This window comes from Actinocorallia populi (assembly GCF_002995495.1).
Lineage (GTDB): Bacteria > Actinomycetota > Actinomycetes > Streptosporangiales > Streptosporangiaceae > Actinocorallia > Actinocorallia populi.
In genome coordinates, this window is sequence record NZ_PVZV01000002.1 from 78582 (window position 1) to 94895 (window position 16314).

General features: G+C 72.6%; 16 protein-coding genes. 7 read left to right on the forward strand and 9 right to left on the reverse strand.

Going from position 1 to position 16314, the window contains the following annotated elements; all coding sequences use genetic code 11:
• Positions 1–33: 33 nt before the first annotated feature.
• Positions 34–960, reverse strand: coding sequence for a LysR family transcriptional regulator (locus C2865_RS07280; RefSeq protein ID WP_106397593.1), 927 nt, complete (start codon positions 958–960; stop codon positions 34–36).
• A 115-nt stretch (positions 961–1075) separates the two neighbouring features.
• On the opposite strand from C2865_RS07280, the gene C2865_RS07285 reads away from it, so the two are divergent.
• Positions 1076–2332 (forward strand): MFS transporter, encoded by a 1257-nt coding sequence (locus C2865_RS07285; protein ID WP_198653081.1) that lies wholly within the window; start codon positions 1076–1078, stop codon positions 2330–2332.
• Here C2865_RS07285 and C2865_RS07290 read toward each other — a convergent pair.
• Positions 2280–5435 (reverse strand): AfsR/SARP family transcriptional regulator, encoded by a 3156-nt coding sequence (locus tag C2865_RS07290; RefSeq protein WP_106398616.1) that lies wholly within the window; start codon positions 5433–5435, stop codon positions 2280–2282. The genes C2865_RS07285 and C2865_RS07290 overlap by 53 nt on opposite strands.
• Positions 5436–5521: 86 nt before the next feature.
• On the opposite strand from C2865_RS07290, the gene C2865_RS07295 reads away from it, so the two are divergent.
• Together C2865_RS07295 and C2865_RS07300 are read left to right on the forward strand one after the other, a co-directional pair.
• The gene (locus C2865_RS07295; RefSeq protein WP_106397594.1) at positions 5522–6547 is read left to right on the forward strand and encodes an NADP-dependent oxidoreductase; all 1026 of its coding nucleotides are present in this window, start codon (positions 5522–5524) and stop codon (positions 6545–6547) included.
• Between the two features lie 31 nt (positions 6548–6578).
• Positions 6579–7190, forward strand: coding sequence for an NAD(P)H oxidoreductase (locus C2865_RS07300; protein ID WP_106397595.1), 612 nt, complete (start codon positions 6579–6581; stop codon positions 7188–7190).
• Positions 7191–7232: 42 nt separating this feature from the next.
• Here the strand turns inward: C2865_RS07300 and C2865_RS07305 are convergent, their stop codons facing one another.
• From C2865_RS07305 to C2865_RS07315, 3 genes are all read right to left on the reverse strand, one after another.
• Positions 7233–7817 carry a TIGR03086 family metal-binding protein gene (locus C2865_RS07305; protein ID WP_106397596.1) on the reverse strand — a complete coding sequence of 195 codons (585 nt, stop codon included), beginning with the start codon at positions 7815–7817 and terminating at the stop codon, positions 7233–7235.
• Positions 7818–8067: 250 nt separating this feature from the next.
• Positions 8068–8265 carry a DUF397 domain-containing protein gene (locus C2865_RS07310; RefSeq protein ID WP_106397597.1) on the reverse strand — a complete coding sequence of 66 codons (198 nt, stop codon included), beginning with the start codon at positions 8263–8265 and terminating at the stop codon, positions 8068–8070.
• Positions 8231–9076 carry a helix-turn-helix domain-containing protein gene (locus C2865_RS07315; RefSeq protein ID WP_106397598.1) on the reverse strand — a complete coding sequence of 282 codons (846 nt, stop codon included), beginning with the start codon at positions 9074–9076 and terminating at the stop codon, positions 8231–8233. The genes C2865_RS07310 and C2865_RS07315 overlap by 35 nt, the downstream gene beginning before the upstream one ends.
• 143 nt (positions 9077–9219) lie before the next feature.
• Between C2865_RS07315 and C2865_RS07320 the strand changes: the two genes are divergently transcribed.
• Positions 9220–9747, forward strand: a complete 528-nt coding sequence (locus C2865_RS07320; protein WP_106397599.1) for an ATP-binding protein — start codon at positions 9220–9222, stop codon at positions 9745–9747.
• Positions 9748–9918: 171 nt separating this feature from the next.
• Entirely contained in the window at positions 9919–11046 is a 1128-nt protein-coding gene (locus tag C2865_RS07325; protein WP_106397600.1) for a serine hydrolase domain-containing protein, read from the forward strand.
• 66 nt (positions 11047–11112) lie between these two features.
• Here C2865_RS07325 and phnE read toward each other — a convergent pair whose 3' ends face one another.
• Genes phnE through C2865_RS07345 form a run of 4 tightly spaced genes read right to left on the reverse strand, consistent with a single transcriptional unit; the run spans position 11113 to position 14716 of the window.
• Entirely contained in the window at positions 11113–11925 is an 813-nt protein-coding gene (phnE, locus tag C2865_RS07330; protein ID WP_106397601.1) for a phosphonate ABC transporter, permease protein PhnE, read from the reverse strand.
• Positions 11926–11931: 6 nt separating this feature from the next.
• Entirely contained in the window at positions 11932–12648 is a 717-nt protein-coding gene (locus tag C2865_RS07335; RefSeq protein WP_106397602.1) for a phosphonate ABC transporter ATP-binding protein, read from the reverse strand.
• A gap of 4 nt (positions 12649–12652) precedes the next feature.
• Complete coding sequence (locus C2865_RS07340) at positions 12653–13567, reverse strand: phosphate/phosphite/phosphonate ABC transporter substrate-binding protein (protein WP_106397603.1); 915 nt, start codon at positions 13565–13567, stop codon at positions 12653–12655.
• Between the two features lie 24 nt (positions 13568–13591).
• The gene (locus tag C2865_RS07345) at positions 13592–14716 is read right to left on the reverse strand and encodes a TIGR03364 family FAD-dependent oxidoreductase (protein WP_106397604.1); all 1125 of its coding nucleotides are present in this window, start codon (positions 14714–14716) and stop codon (positions 13592–13594) included.
• 153 nt (positions 14717–14869) lie between these two features.
• Here C2865_RS07345 and C2865_RS07350 point away from each other — a divergent pair, with 153 nt between their 5' ends.
• Together C2865_RS07350 and C2865_RS07355 are read left to right on the forward strand one after the other, a co-directional pair.
• Complete coding sequence (locus C2865_RS07350) at positions 14870–15616, forward strand: GntR family transcriptional regulator (RefSeq protein WP_106397605.1); 747 nt, start codon at positions 14870–14872, stop codon at positions 15614–15616.
• Between the two features lie 19 nt (positions 15617–15635).
• On the forward strand, positions 15636–16298 hold the full coding sequence (locus C2865_RS07355; RefSeq protein WP_106397606.1) for a phosphonatase-like hydrolase: 663 nt from the start codon (positions 15636–15638) through the stop codon (positions 16296–16298).
• The last annotated feature ends 16 nt before the right edge of the window (positions 16299–16314 follow it).

A 16314-nucleotide genomic window follows, 5' to 3' on the forward strand; every position in this document is an offset into this window, starting at 1 on the left:
GCGGCCTTCGCCGCCGCGCGCTCCCGGGACGCCTCAACCGTCGCGGCGCACGGGGGACCAGACGGAGGGGAGCGGGGGATGGACCATGCGCGTGCAATGGTCGCGCACCCTGCCGAGGGCAGGCCCGGCGGCCCTGTCATGCCACAGGAACGACCAGGGGTAGACCGGGGTCGGTTCGATTAGCCGGAGGCGGCGCAGCTCGTGCCGCGCGGGCCAGACGATACGTGTTCTTGCGCCGACGAACGTCGCCACGGTACGGGAGTCGGCGATGACGTCCAGGAGGTGCTCGACACCGAAATCCGGGCCGGTGGAGTCGATTTCGACGTCGAAGGCCGTAGCCAGCGACGCGTAGTAGGCCGCCCACTCTGTGCCGGGGACGATGCCCGGCACCCACAGACGGTACGTCGCCAGGTCGGTCATGCGGATGTTCTTGGCGTGCGCCAGCGGATGGCGGGGGCCGACGAGTACTTCCAGAGGCTCGTCGTAGACGTGGACGTGCTGGATTCCCGGAGGAAGCGCCCCGGGGTCCTGGAGGTAGGTGAATGCGGCGTCGATCGAGCCGTCCCGCAACGCCGAGACCGCGGCCTCTCCGTCGGAGAGGGTGACCACGTCGAGTTGGACGTCCGGGTGGGACGCGTGGAAGTCGTAGAGCAGGTCGGCCGCGGCCAGCCGCCTGCCCCGAACGTCGACGCGGAGAGGGCGGACACCCGGCCGGACCGACTGGACGGCCCGGTCCACGGCGGCTAGCAGCGTCTTCGCGTGGGGAAGCAGGACCCGGCCGTCGACGGTCAGCTCGGCGCGGCGGGGGCCGCGGCGGAACAAGACGACGTCCAAGGACTTCTCCAGGGACGCGATCCGCTTCGACACGGCCTGCTGGGAGACGCCCAGAGACAGCGCCGCGTCCTGGAAGCCGCCCTCCTCCACGACGCTCACGAAAGCACGTACGGCTTCGGTGTTCATGGCGGCAACTTACAACTTCTGGTTGTGGCAACCGCCTTCGGTTGTTTGCCTTCCAAGGTCTTTCCCCTGTTTTCTGGCTGGCCTGTCAACGTCTGGTTGTTCTGGAGGTGCGTGGTTGGACCGTCTCGGAGCGGACTTCAACCGGCTCTGGCTGGCTTACACGGCCAGCACGGCCGGGAGCGCGGTCGCCACGCACGCCTTCTCCCTCATCGCGGTGCTCGTGCTCTCCAGCAGCGCGTTGCAGGTGTCACTGCTCTCCGCGCTCGGCGGGATGCTGGGGGCGTTTCTCGCACTCCCGCTCGGGCCGTGGATCGAGTTCCGGCGGAAACGGCCCGTGATGATCGGGGCGGACGTGCTGCGCTGCGCGGCCCTGCTGACGATTCCACTCGCCTACGCCTGCCACGCGTTGACGTACGCGCACCTGCTGGCGGTCTGCGTCCTCGTCGCGGTGGGGCAGATCGCGTTCGCCGGGGCTTCGGGAGCCCACCTGAAGGCGCTCGTCCCCCCGGGGCGGCTGATGGAGGCGAACGCCCGCTTCGAGAGCGTCATGTGGACGTCCTCCGCAGCGGGGCCACCGGCCGGGGGACTGCTCATCGCCCTGACCGGCCCGGCCGTGACCATGCTCGTCGACGCCGTCGGCTACCTGCTCTCCGCGCTGGGCATCCGCGCGATCGCCGCACCCGAGCCGCCCCCGCCCACACGGCCGCCGGAACGCCGCCGGTGGCGGGAGATCGGCTCCGGCTGGCGGATCATCCGGGGCGACGACGTGCTGCGGCCCCTGTTCGTCAACACCGTGGCGTTCGGCGCCCTCAACGTCGCGATAACGCCCGTCCTGGCCGTGCTGATGCTGCGCGACCTGCACTTCACGGCGTTCCAGTACGGGCTGTCCGTGGGCATCCCGTGCGTCGCCGGCGTCCTGGGGGCCCGCCTCAGCCGCCGCCTGGCCCACCGCGACCCCGGTGAGATCCTGCTCGTCACGGGGGTCGCGAGGGTCCTGTGGCTGCCGTGGCTGCCCTTCGTCGGCACGGGCTGGACGGGCTTGGCCGCGATCGTCGCGATCCACACCGGCACGGTCTTCTTCACCAGCGCCTTCACGCCCGTCTTCGCGACCCGCCGCCTGGAGCGAACCCCCCGGGAACACCTCTCCCGCGTCCTCACCGCCTGGACGATCACCGGTAACGCCGCCCGCGCCGCCTGCACCCTGCTCTGGGGCCTCCTGGCGACCCTGACGACCCCCCGCCTGGCCCTGGCCGCAGGAGCGCTCCTGCTCCTGGCCTCCTGCGCATCGCTGCCCTGGCGCGCCGTCCGGAGCCGGCGGGTCAGGCGGGACCGGGATCCGCTCCCGCCTCGCCGCGAGCGAATCCGGCCGTGAAGGCCTGCTCTCCCAGAGCGTCCCGCACCCGGCCGGCGACACGGTCCACGTCACCTCGTTCGGCCTCGGGCAGGGGGGCGCCGACCGAGGCGCGCAGGGCGGCGGCCGCGCCCAGCAGCCGGGCCGCGGCCTCCGGCTCGCCCGCGAGCGAGCGAGCCCCGGCGAGGCCCTCGAAGGCGAGTGCGACGGCGCGCGGGTCGCCGACCCGGCGGGCGGCGGCGAGCCCGTCCCGGTGACGGGCGAGCGCGGTCTCGGCGTCACCGCGCGCCTCGGCGGCGAAACCGAGTTCGGCCAGGACGAGCGCCAGACCCGGCTCTCCGTCGACCTCGCGGACCCAGTCGACCCACGGCAGCAGCAGCGCCTCGGCGGCGCCGGGATCGCCCTGCCGCCGGGCGGACAGGGCCAGGCCGACCGCGGCGAAGTGCTCGGCGACCTTGTCGGCCTGCTCGGCGGCGAGCTTCAGCGCCCGCCGGTGCAGGTCGTCCGCCGCGGCGAAGTCCCGGGTGAGCAGGGAGATCCGGCCGAGCCCGGACAACCGGAACGACGCCTCCGACCAGAGCCCGAGCTCCTCGGCCATCCGCAGGCCCTCGCGGTGCAGCCGCGCGGCGCGTTCGTAGTCACCGGCGATCTCGGCCAGCTCGCCGAGGGTGTTGGTCGCCTTCATCCGGCCCCACCGGTCGCCGATCTCGCCGAAGAGCGCCTCGCTCTCCTCGGCGTCCCGCCGCGCCGCCGCGAGCTCGCCGCGGGCCCGGTGGACGGTCGCCCGCACGCTCAGCGACGCGGCGACCCCCCAGCGCTCCCCGAGGGCGCGGGACTCCTCCAGCGCGCGTTCCACCAGACCGGCCGTCACGTCGAGGTGGCCGAAGCCGCGGTGGGTGAAGGCGAGGAACCACCGCGCCCAGGCCCGCCCCTCCGGATCGGCGATCGCCTCGTACACGGCCGGCCCCACGTCCCCGGCCTCGGCACCGTTCAGCATCGTGAGGCCGGCCAGCCAGACCGACGCCTCCGCGCGTTCCGCCGGCGGTCCGCCCGCGGCGGCCAGCGCCAAGCCCAGGCACCGGCACGCCTCGGTGATCCGGCCGCGCAGGTACCGGTGCCAGGCCAGGGCGTTCGTCAGCCGCAACGTCTCCGCCACCAGGCCCGACCGCGCCGCCTCCTCCAGCGCCGCACGCTGGTTGGCGGCCTCGGCGTCGAGCAGCCGCAACCACCGCCGCTGGTCGTGCTCGTAGAGCCGCGGCGCGGCACGGACGGCCAGCCCGACGTGGTACCGGACGTAGCGTTCGCGGATCGCCGCGGACTCCCCGGCCTCGTCCAGCCGGTCCAGGCAGTAGGCCTTGACCGATTCGAGCAGCCGGTAGCGGAGGCCGCCGTCGGCTCCCTCCACCCGTACGACGAGCGACCGGTCGACCAGCCGCGCCAGGAGGTCGAGCACGTCGAGGCCGTCCTCGGCGCACACCTCCTCGGCGGCCTCCAGCGTGCAGCCGTCAGCGTGGACCGCGAGCCGGCGCAGCACGACGCGCTCGGGGTCCGTCAGCAGCTCCCAGGACCAGTCGATCATCGCGCGCAGCGTCTGCTGCCGGGCGGGCGCGTCCCGGCTGCCGGAGACCAGCAGGCGGAACCGGTCGTCGAGCCGTGCGGCCAGCTCCGCCACGCCCAGGGCACGTACGCGGGTGGCGGCCAGCTCCAGGGCGAGCGGGATCCCGTCCAGCCGGCGGCAGACGGCGGAGACCTCCGCCGTGTTGCCGGCGGTCAGGGCGAAGCCCGGGGACGCGGCGGCCGCCCGGTCCGCGAAGAGCCGGACGGCGTCCGTCTCTTCGAGCGGCGGCACGCTCCACAACCGTTCACCGGACAACCCCAGGGGCTCCTGGCTGGTGGCGAGCACGTGCAGGCCGGGCGCGGCACGCAGCAGGGCGCCGGCCTGCGCGGCCACCAGGTCGACCACATGCTCGCAGTTGTCCAGGAGCAGCAGCGTCCGCCTGGCGGCGAGCGCGTCGACGAGCAGCTCCATGGGGGCGCGCCGTCCGGCGTCCACCGGGAGGGAGTCGTCGCGCAGGCCGAGGGCCAGCGCGATCGCGTCGGCCGGGGTCACGCCGGAACCGCGGTCGAGCCCGGCCAGCTCCACCAGCCAGACCCCGTCCGCGAACCGCCCGTCCGCGTCACCGGCCGCCGAACGCGCGGCCTCCAGGGCGAGCCGGGTCTTGCCGACCCCGCCGGGGCCGGTCAGCGTGACGAGCCGACCGGCGTCCAGCAGCTCCCGCACCTCCGCCACCGCCTTCGCGCGGCCGACGAGGCCGGTCAGGGGCGAAGGGAGATTAGTGCGGGCAGGTCGCCGCGGCGCGGTCTTCGCGTCCAGGTCGGGATCCCGCCTGAGGATCGCCTCGTGCAGCGCGGCCAGCTCCCGGCTCGGGTCCTGGCCCAGCTCCTCGGCCAGGCGCTCCCGCAGTTCCGCGTAACCGGACAGCGCCTCGCTCTGCCTTCCGGCCCGGTAGAGGGCGCGCAGGTGAACGGCCCGCAGCCTCTCCCGCAGCGGGTGCCGCTCCACCGGGCCGCCCAGCTCGTCGGCGAGCGTGCCGTGCTCGCCGAGCGCCAGCCGGACCTCCGCGTGCTCCTCCAGCACGGTGAGCCGTTCGTCCTCCAGACGGGCGGCCTCCGGGCGGGCGAACTCCTCGTCGGCGAAGTCGGCGTACGCCTGGCCCCGCCACAACGCCAGGGCGTCGGACAGCAGGGACGCCTTGACGCGGAGGTCCTCCGCGGCGCGGGCACGTGCGACCAGCGCGTGGAAACGACCGGCGTCCACCGCCTCCGGCTCGACGCGCAGCAGATAACCCGGGGCCTGCGACACCACGAGGGCGCGTCCGCCCGGCTCGGCGGCCTCCAGAGCCCGGCGCAGCTGCGACACCCTCGTCTGCAGGGCGTTGGCGGGATGGCGCGGCAGGCGTCCGGAACCGCCCCACAGGTCGTCGATCAGCCGGTCGGCCGAGACCGTGCGCCCCGCGTGGACGAGGAGGTCGGCCAGCAGCGCGCGGACCTTGAGCTCCGGAACGTGTACGGGAGCCTCCTCGCCGGTCCACACCGCGAGCGGACCGAGCACCCCGAAACGCATGATCACAGCCTATCCACAGCAGACCTACAGAAGACCTGAAGTGCCGGTCGGCAGAGTGAAGCCAACGACATCGAAGGGAACCTCTGATGACCTCGCACACCGCTCTCACCGGCCTTGAGATCCGCCTCGCCGCCCGTCCGGTCGGCGAACCCGCCCTGGACGACTTCACGACGGCCGAGGTGTCCGTGCCGCAGCCGGAGGACGGCCAGATCCTGGTCCGCAACACGTGGATGTCGGTGGACCCCTACATGAGGGGCCGCATGGACGACGTCCCCTCGCCCGTCCTCCCGCCGTTCGAGCTCGGCGCCGTGCTGGAGGGGGCGGCGGTCGGCAGGGTGGTCGCCTCCCGCTCCGCGGACATCCCGGTCGGCGCGACCGTCTCGCACTTCCTGGGATGGCGGGAGTACGCGGTGCTGGACGCGGCCGCCGCGACCGTCGTCGACACCGGGCTCGCCCCCGCGCAGGCCTACCTGGGCGTGCTGGGCACCACGGGCCTGACCGCCTACGCCGCCCTCACCGACGCGGCCCCGGTGAAGGAGGGCGACGTCGTCTTCATCTCCGCGGCGGCGGGCGCGGTCGGCAGCGTCGCAGGGCAGATCGCCCGCAGGCTGGGCGCCGCCAAGGTGATCGGCTCGGCCGGCGGACCGGAGAAGGCCAAGCGGCTGCTGACCGACTTCGGCTTCGACGCGGCCCTCGACCACCGCGCCGGACCGATCGCCGCGCAGCTCGCGGAAGCCGCACCCGACGGCATCGACGTCTACCTGGACAGCGTCGGAGGCGACCACCTGGCGGCCGCGATCGACGCCCTGCGCGTCGGAGGAAGCGCCGCGCTGGTCGGAGCCATCAGCGGCTACAACGCCACCGAACCGATCCCCGGCCCCGCCAACCTCGCGCAGATCGTCTACAAGCAGCTCACCTTGCGGGGCGTCCAGGTCGGCGCGTACTTCCACCGCTTCCCCGAGTACATCGCCGAGGCCGCGGCATGGCTCGCCGACGGCACCCTGCACACGGAGGAGACCGTCTTCGAGGGCCTGGAGCAGGCACCCGCCGCACTGCTCGGCAACCTGCGCGGCGCCAACACGGGCAAGACGCTCGTCCGTCTCGCCGACTGACCCCCCGCACCGGACCGGAAGGCCGACCGCCATGACCACCGCACTGCTGGTCGTCGCCCACCACCGCGGCGACTCCCTCACCGCCCACATCGCCGACCGGGCACGCCTGAGCCTGGAGAAGGACGGCCGCACCGTCGACCTGCTCGACCTGCACGCCGAGGGCTTCGACCCGCGCATGACGCCCGAGGACGAGCCCGACTGGGGCGACCGCGACAAGGAGTACTCGGCGGAGGTCCGCGCCCACATGCGGCGGATCGACGCGGCGGACCTCATCGTCGTCGTCTTCCCGGTCTGGTGGTACGGGCCGCCCGCCCTCCTCAAGGGGTGGATCGACCGGGTATGGAACTACGGCTTCGCGTACGGCCGCAGCACGTCACGCCTCGCCGGAAAGCGGATGTTGTGGCTCGCGCTGGCCGGGGAGTCCCGCGAGGCGTATGCCGAACACGGGCTGGACGCCGCTCTCACCCGCCAGCTGCAGACGGGGATCTCCCGTTACTGCGGCATCGAGGACACCGCCGTCCGGTTCGTCTACGACACCGTCCCCGACGACTCGGCGGCCGAAGGCCTTCTCACCACCGCGGACGGGATCCTGGCCGACTTCCTCGAACATCCTCTCGCCGTGAGCGGGGAAGCCGGCCGGTGAGGAGCGGGGCGGGGCGCGAAGGCCCCGCCCCGCCTTCCCGCATCAGGACCCGGGCGTCCAGGAGGGGTCGCGCCCCGCCAGCCCCAGCGCGCGGTCGAGGACCGGAGCGTCCGCCGGGACGGGCACCTCGGGCCCGAACACCTTGTGCTGCCGGGCCATGTCGGCCTTGGCGGCGATGCTCTCGTACAGCGCCGCCGCGACCTCGTCGTCCACGTCCAGCTTCTGCCCGGTCGCCGCGGCCAGGTCCCACCCGTGCAGCAGCCACTCGCCCAGCACGATCCCGCCGACGAACGCGGCGGGCATCGCCGCGCCCCCCGTCAGCGAGGCCTCGCCCTCCCACGCCTCCGGCGCGCTCCACACGTCGGCCGTCGCCTTCGCCCGAGCGGCATAGGCCTCGACCCACCCGGCATCCGCGGTGAAGTCGCGCCCTTCGGTGATCTCTTCCGGCGCCTGCCGCGCCCCCGCGGCGTACCCCTGCACCCCCGTCCAGAAGACCAGGTGGTTCACCAGCCCCCTGACGTCCAGCTCCGGACACGGCGTGGGCAGCCCGAACTGCTCCGCCCCGACTCCCCGCACCACCGCGACGGCCGCCTCAGCGGCCCGCCCCATCACAGAATTCAGCTCCATGCCTGCTCCCTTCCCTTTCTCCAACAGACCAAGGTAAGGCGGACGGCGGCTGCGGGTATTGAAGAAAGACGACCGGCCCCGGCACAGGGGAAGAACGCCTCTCCGGACGCCGGGAGCGGCGAGGCCCGTCCGGAAGCGTGCGCCCCCGCACGCGCGAGCCGGTCGGCGACTGCCGGAAGGACGCCGGAGCAGAGGCTCGAACGGCGCCGGAAGAACCGGTGGCCGACGTCATCACTTCACGATGGGGGCCTTATCGTCCGGCGGAGCGGATTTCCCGGGTGAGAGCGCGGAAGGCCGTGCGGGCGAACACGAGCCGGGGGCCGTTCGGGTTCTTGGAGTCCCGGACGGCTATGGCGGTGCCCGAGCGGCGCAACTCGATGCAGTTTCCGCCTTGGTGGTCGCTGTGGCTGCTCTTACGCCATTCGGTCCGTCCCGGGCCGCTCATCATTCTCCACCGCTTCCTTGAGGATCATCTGTGACTCGTGTACCGGTAGCGCGTGACCTCGGAGCAGGTCATATCTTATCGCCAGGTCCGAGACTCCGGACGGCTGCTCGATCAGCACTCCCACTCCGGCGGACTCCGTGTACCCGATATGCGAGCCGTCCGCGAAACCGAGAACGGTGAGGTCGCCGCCGAGTCCCTCGTGGTAACCGACGCGGTAGGGAATGATCTGCACCATGCACGTGGGGCGCTGGGACAGCTCGTACAGATAGCGGAGCTGCTCGCCCATGACCTGCGGGCCGCCTATCGTGCGTCGGATGACCCCTTCGTCCAGGACGAGCCAGACGCGGGGCGGGTCTTCGCGTTCCAGGATCGACTTCCGTTCCAGCCGCTTCGCGACGAGGTCCCGGGTGTCACCGACGCCGAAGCCTTCGATAATGGTCTTCGCATAACCCTCGGTTTGAAAGAGGCCTACGACGAGCAGTGCGGAATAGATGCGGATTTCGGTGGCCTGGGATTCACGGGTGAGGTAGTCGGCGAAGCCCGGCGGGAGGGCGGCCACGTTCTTGGTGTCGTTGATGTTCTCCCACAGGCGCGGGAACACGCCGTCGGTCCGGAAGAACGTCTCCAGGTCCTCCGCGACCCTGCGGGACGGCACGTTCTTGCAGGCTTCGAGTTGGCCGATGAACTGCGGGGTGTAGCCGAGGAGTTCGGCGAGTTCGACTTTGGTGTGCCCGGCCATTTCGCGGCGGGCCGTGAGTTCGTTGGCGAAGGCCCGGATCGCGGGAGAGGTGTGCGGGTCTCGTTGTGCGGGCATGGGAACGCTCCAGGACGAAACCCCGAAGGGTTTGGCAGACCTGACCAGGGGTGGGGCAAGGGGGCTCTGAAGGTTTGTAGCACACGGTGACGGCCGGTGTGAGTGTGGTCACCGGAAACGGTGGCGAACCAGAGGGGGCCGACATGGGTGAGCGAACATTCGGTGGAACGCGGGGAACGGTTTCCGACCGGTCCGGCGGCGGGTGGGAGAGCGGGCGCACGGCGACTCCGGACCTCGCGGGTGCGCGGGAACTGCGGTTCCCGATGGCGGCTTCGGCCGCGAGCGCCGGGCTGGCGTGGACGCTGGTGGAGCAGCGGCTGATGATGTGGGGGCTGGGGGAGGACGCGCGTTATGACGCGCATCTGATCCTGGCGGAGCTGGTGGCCAACGCCGTCGCGGTCACCCCGCTCGGAGAACGCATCGTCGTGCACTGCCGCCGCGACGAGGCGGGGGTGGTGATCGGGGCGGCCGATCCCTGCCCGGGGCTTCCGATGCATCCGCCGCCGGTCGTCGAGGTGGAGCCGGAGGAGCTGGATCTGGACGAGAAGGGCTTCGACGACAACGGCGGGTGGGGGCTGACGCTCGTCGCGGCGCTTTCCGCCGACTGCGGGGTCACGCCGCTGGCCTCGGGAGGCAAGGTCGTCTGGGCGCGGCTTCGGGGAGAGGGGTGAGCGCGGCCCGCTGAGGGAGAGGCCGCGCGGGAAGTGAGCGGGGATCCCTGAGGATTTGGCAGGGGCTCATTGTGATGCGAGTCACCGGGATTTACCTTCCTTGTAAAGGGCATTCCGGATGGTTCTGTCCCGGGTCCGGAGTGACGCCTCCTCACCCCCCAGGGAGCTCCCATGCGTCGCAGATCCCTCTCGCTGACCCTCGCCGCCGTCCTCACCGCGGGCCTCGCCTTCCCGGGGCCCGCTCCCGTGTCCGCGCGGGACTCGGCGCCCGCCGCGGACGCCGGCGTCTGGCCGTACTCGGTGCTGCCGGGCTTCGACCCGCTCCAGCCGTCGGCCGACCCGGTCGTGCTCACGGACGCGCAACGCGAACTGGACGTCACCTACACCTACGAGGGCGAGACCCGCACGCTGCGCGACTACCTGCGGCGCACCGCCCAGGGGTTCGTCGTCCTGGACGGTGACCGGGTCGTGAACGAGTGGTACGCGCCCGGCTACCACAGGGACTCGCTGTTCCAGTCGTGGTCCGCGGGCAAGTCGTTCACCTCCGACGCCGTGGGCATCGCGCTCGGCGAGGGGAGGATCCGGTCGCTGGACGACACCGTCGGCGACTACGTGCCCGAGCTGGCCGGGACGGACTACGGGAAGGTGAGGCTGTACAACCTGCTGCGCATGTCCTCCGGCATGAAGTGGGAGGAGACCCCCGACGACGCGCCCCTGCACGTGTCCGTCAGCATGGGCTGGCGCTCGACCCTGCAGTGGGCCGCCACCCGCAAGAAGGTGTGGGAGCAGGGCACCCGGTTCAACTACAGCAGCATGGACTCCGCCGTCCTCGCGCTCGTCGTGCAGCGCGCCACCGGCGTGCCCTTCCACCGGTACATGGCGGAGCGGATCTGGGGTCCGTCCGGCATGGCCGGGACCGCCTACCTCGGCAACGACTCCAACGGCAACAGCCTCGGATACTGCTGCGTCTACGCCACCGTCCGCGACTTCGCCCGCTTCGGCAGGATGATGCTCGACGGCGGCACCGTGAAGGGCCGCCAGGTCGTCCCCGCCTCCTGGGTCGCCCAGGCCACCACCCCCTCTGGCGTCAACTCCCGCTACGGCCTCCACTGGTGGATCGACTCCGGCGAAGGCTTCCAGGCCAGCGGCCTCGGCGACCAGAAGATCTACGTCTCCACCCGCCACAACGTCGTCATAGCCCGCAACACCTTCCTCAACCTCGAAAGCGGCGACACCCTCCCCGCCCTCCGCGCCGTCGCCGCCGAAGTGGCCCGCACCCGCACCGGCGCGGGCCGCTAGCCTCCGCATTCGTTCTCGCGCTCTGACGTCCCGCGTGCCGGGTCGCACGCGGGACGTCGGGGCGGGTCAGGGGGAGATGCGGCGGCGGACCAGGGCGGAGAGCTGGTCGACGGCGATGACCAGGATCAGGACGACGAAGATGTGCGTCGCCATCTGGTCGAAGCGAAAGAGCTTGATGGACTGGTTGATGAGGAAGCCGATCCCTCCGGCGCCCACCAGGCCCAGGACCAGGGAGGCGCGGACGTTCACGTCGAAGCGGTACAGCAGCAGGCCGACGAGCTGGGGGAGCACCGTGGGAAGGACGGCGTGCAGCGCGGTCTGCGCGCGGGAGGCGCCCAGGACGCGCAGCGCCTCACGCGGCCCGGGATCGCTCTCCTCCATGGCCTCGGCCCACAGCTTGCCCATGACACCGGTGTTGTGGACGACCAGGGCGAGCACTCCGGCGAACGGCCCGAGCCCGACGGCCGTCACGAAGATCAGGGCGAACACCACGTCGGGTACCGAGCGCAGGAACGACAGGAGCGAGCGCGCGGCCTGGTAGGGCACCGTCCCGTAGGACGTGACACGGGCCGCGAGCACCGCCAGCACCAGCGCGAACGGCACCGACAGCGTCGTGCCGAGCAGTCCGATATAGAGGGTGACCGCCGCGGCCCGCAGGCTCGGTCCCAGGGTGCCCGTCCAGTCGAGGTCGGGGGGCAGCGCGTCACCGACGAAGGCGGCCATCCCCTGCCAGCCCTGGGCGAGTGTGGTGAGGGAGAACCCCGTGCCCTCCAGGGCCAGGGCGTGCACGACGGCCAGCAGCGCCGCCGCCGTCCACGCCGCCGCGGACGGGCCGCGACGGCGCGGGGGTGCGGGTGCCGTCTTCAGAGAAAGGCTCATGGGTTCTCACTCCGCGGGCACGGAGGCCCGGTCGGGGACGTAGAGGCGGTCGATCTCGGAGTCGGTGACGGCCGAAGGCACCGCGTCGAAGCGCACGCGCCCGTCGAGGAGGCCGACGATCCGGTCGGCGTACCGGCGGGCCAGCGACGGCTGGTGCAGGACGGCCGCCACCGCGAGCCCGTCACCGGCCAGTTCGGCGAGCAGCGCCACGACCTGTTCGGCCGCCCTGGGGTCCAGCGCGGAGACCGGTTCGTCGGCCAGGAGCACACCGGCCTGGGTGCAGAGCGCCCGCGCGATGGCGACGCGCTGCTGCTGGCCGCCGGACAGGCGGCCCGCCCGTTCTCCGGCGCGGTCGGCGAGGCCCACCCGGTGCAGGCAGTCCATCGCCTCCTCGCGGAGCGTTCGGGGGAACAGCGCGGGGGTGAGCGAGCGGCGCAGCGGCAGCCGGCCGAGGGCTCCGGCGCACACGTTGTCGAGCACGCTGCGCCGGGGGACCAGGTGGATCTTCTGGAAGACCATGGAGGCGCGGCCGTTGCCGCCGATCGTGATCTCTCCGGCGGTCGGCGCCTCCAGACCCACGACGCAGCGCAGCGCCGTCGACTTGCCCGAGCCGTTGGCGCCGAGCACGGCGACGAACCCGCCGCTCGGCACGTCCAGGTCGATCCCGTCGAGCACGGTGCGCGCGCCGTACTCCTTGTGCAGTCCTCGAACGCGCAGGGACATCGGGTCAGACGTCCTTCTCGGTCAGGCCGAGCGACGCGGCGAGGTCGAACAGCGGCCGGTAGGTGTCCTCGGTGACGGCGACGAGCGGACCGGGCGGGTTCACGTCGAGGAACGCGCCGACCTTCTCGACGGCGTCCGCGTCGAGCCGGAGGAGGGCGTCGGCGACGCGCTTCTTGAACGCCGGGTCGAGGGACGAGGCGATGGTGATGGGGTCGTTGGGGATCGGCGAGGACTTCCAGACCTGCCGGTACTTCGTCTCGTCGAACTGGCCGGCGGCCTTGGCGGTGGCGAGCTGCTGGCTGTTGATCTCGGCGGCGTCGACCTTGCCGTTGGTCAGCGCGAGCAGCGCCTCGGGGTGGCCGCCCGCGTAGTTGATCTTCACTTCGGACTCGGCGACGCCGGCCTCGGTGAGCGCGTACCGGGGGAGGGCGTCGCCGGAGGTGGAGCCGACGCTGCTCAGGGCCAGGGACCTGCCCTTGAGGTCGGTGAGCGACCGGACGGGGGAGCCGGCCGGAACCCAGATGCCCGCGGTGTAGGTGGTGAGCGCGCCCGTGCCGTCGGCGAACGACGCCAGCGGCTCCGCGCCGGCCTTGGTGCTGGCGAAGACGAATCCGAGCGGCCCGAACTGGGCGAGCTCCAGCTGCCCGTTGCGCATGGCGAGCACCTCCGCCGAGTAGTCCTCGACGATCTGGAGCTCGACGGGGCAGCCGAGCTTCTCCTCCAGCGCTCCGGCCAGCGTCTGGTAGGCGGGCTTGAGCTTGGCGGGGTCCTCGTAGGGCTCGACGCCGAAGCGCACCTTCCCGTTCGGGCAGGCGCCGGCCGAGGCCGAGGGCCCGTCGTCTCCGCCTCCGCAGGCGGACAAGGAGAGGGCGAGGATCGGCAGGGCCATCAGGGCCGTGAGCCGGGTGAACGTTTTCATGGGTTCTCCTGTGGTGGGGTCGGTTCAGCCGAGCAGGTCGTCGAGGACCTCGGGCGCGAGCCCGAGCGCGGTCGTCATGCCGACACCGGACGTGACCGCGACCAGGCGGACGTCCCGTGCCGGGGCGGCGACCAGGAAGGGGTCGGGAGCCGAGGCGTAGACGCCGCGCCAGCGCTCGCGGACGTGCAGCTCCGGCACGCCCAGCAGGCGTGCGGTCTCGGCGAGCACCAGCTCGTCGAGTTCCTCGGCCCGGTAGGGCTCGACGGCCGGGGCGTAGGCGTGGGTGTCGCCGATGGTCAGGTCGCCGCCGGGGAGCTGGGTGAACATGAGGTTCAGCCCGCAGGCGACCGCCCGGGGATGGTCGCGCTCCATCCGGCTCCGCACGTCGGCGAGGGCGGGGCAGGCGGCGAAGCCGCCGTAGCGCAGCAGCGAGAGGCCGGTCAGCACGGCCGGTTCGACCGGCCTGGCGTGCGGGTCGCGGACCCTGAGCATGTGCAGCGAGCACCGTTGCACGCCCGCGCCCTCGGCCAGTTCGGGGAAGTGCCGGTCCGCGTCGTGACCCACCGCGACGACGACGCGCCGTGCCCGCACGGTGCCGCGTGAGGTGCCCACCTCGCCGGTCTCCACGGTGTGCGCGGTGGTCGACCAGTGGAACCGGACGCCGCGGGCGGCGAGCGCCTCCGCGAGGGCCGGCGCGGCCTGCCGGGGGTCGACCCGGAGGTCCAGGGGGAGGAGGGCGCCGCCGAGGACGCCTTCGCCGAGCGTCACCCTGGCCCGCGTCTCCGGCCCGTCCAGCAGCCTCACCTGCTCTTCGCCGCGCAGCGCGGCGAACTCGCGGAGTACCTGCAGTTCGTCTTCCGCGCGGGCCACCACGACGGTGCCGCTCCGCCGTACCCGGACACCGGCCTCGGCCAGCTCCAGCCACTGTTCGCGCGCCGCCATCGCGTACCGCAGGGCGTCACCGTCCTGGGCGGTCGCACAGCCGTGGCCGAAGTTGCGCACGGACGCGCCGAGCGGGCGGGGGTCCCGGTCGAGGACGACGACCGACAGACCGCGCCGGGCGGCGGCGTGGGCGTGGGCGAGCCCGACGATGCCCGCTCCGACGACGGCGAGATCAGCGGTGTCCAGCGTGGTGCGCAAACTTGTCATGACAAGAAGGTTCGTAAGTGTGCGCCCGCCCCGTCAACCGCTGGAGATGAAATACGTATTTCGTTCACCTTGTGTTAATTGCGCTGGTGAACGTGGGGAAAACTCTCCCGGGACCGCTGGCGCGAGAAAAGATGACATGTATAGTCAAGTCATATGGAGCTGCCCCTGCACGAACGGATCGCCGCCGAGCTGCGGCGCCGGATCACCTCCGGTGAGCTGGGAGTCGACGAACCCGTGCCGTCCGAGGCGCAGCTGTGCGCGCAGTGGAACGCCTCCCGCGGTCCGGTGCGCCAGGCGCTGGCGGCCCTGCGCGCCGAGGGGATGATCGGCGGCGGGCGGGGCAAGCCGCCCGTGGTGCGGCGGCAGGCGCTCAGCCAGCCGTTCGAGACCTTCCTGTCGTTCTCCCGCTGGGTCGAGAACCTCGGCCGCACCCCGGGGCAGCGCACCCAGGAGATCGCGCTCCGCCCGGCCGCCGCCGACGTCGCCGACGCCCTCGACCTGGAGGAGGGCACCCCGGTGGTCCAGCTCGTCCGGCTGCGGCTCATCGACGGCTCGCCGACGATGCTGGAGCGCACGACGTTCGTCGAGCGCGCGGGCCGCCTGCTGTTCGACTTCGACTGCGACTCCGGCTCGCTGTACGCGCATCTGGCCGGGCAGGGCGTGGACATGTCCCTCGCCCGGCACCTCATCGACGCGGTGGCGGCCGACGCGACCGACAGCCGGCTGCTCGACGTCCCCGAGGGGTTCCCGCTGCTGCGGGAGAGCCGCATCGCCCGGGGCGCGGACGGGCGTCCGGTCGAGTACTCCGACGACCGCTACCGCCCGGACAGGGTCGGCTTCACCATCGAGAACTCCCAGCAGGCGCAGCCCGCTCTGCTGCGGAGCTGGCAGGCGTCCTGACGCCGGAACGGAGACCCCCATGATCGAACTCGTCGCCCTGGACATCGCGGGCACGACCGTCCAGGAGAACGGCGCCGTCTACGTCGCACTGCGCGAGGCCGTCGAGGCGGCCGGAGGGACCCCCGGCGATGAGGACGTCCGGCGCTGGATGGGCGCGGACAAACGCGAGGCGATCGCCCGCCTGCTCGGCTCTCCGTCGCCCGCCGCCGTCGAGGCGGCCTTCTCCGACTTCCACCGCAGGCTGACGGCCGCCTACGCGGCGCACCGCCCCGAGCCCCTGCCCGGCGTGGAGAAGGCGCTGGCAGCGCTGCGCGCCGCGGGGATCAAGGTCGCGCTCACCACGGGCTTCGACCGCCGGATCACCGACTCCCTGCTCGACCTCCTCGGCTGGGACTCGTCGGTCGTCGACGCCGTGGTCTGCGTCGACGACGTCCCGGCCGGGCGCCCCGCGCCCTACATGGTCTTCCGTGCGATGGAGGCCACCGGCGTCCGCGACGTCGCGTCCGTCCTCACCGCGGGCGACACCGTCCTCGACCTCCGCGCGGGCACGAACGCCGGCGCCGCGATGGTCGTCGGCGTCCTCACCGGCGGCATGACCGCCGCCCAGCTCGGCGCCGAGCGCCACACCCACCTCCTCCCCGGCGTCGCGGACCTCCCCGCGCACCTCGGCCTCACCGCCTGACATCGGGTCCCGGACC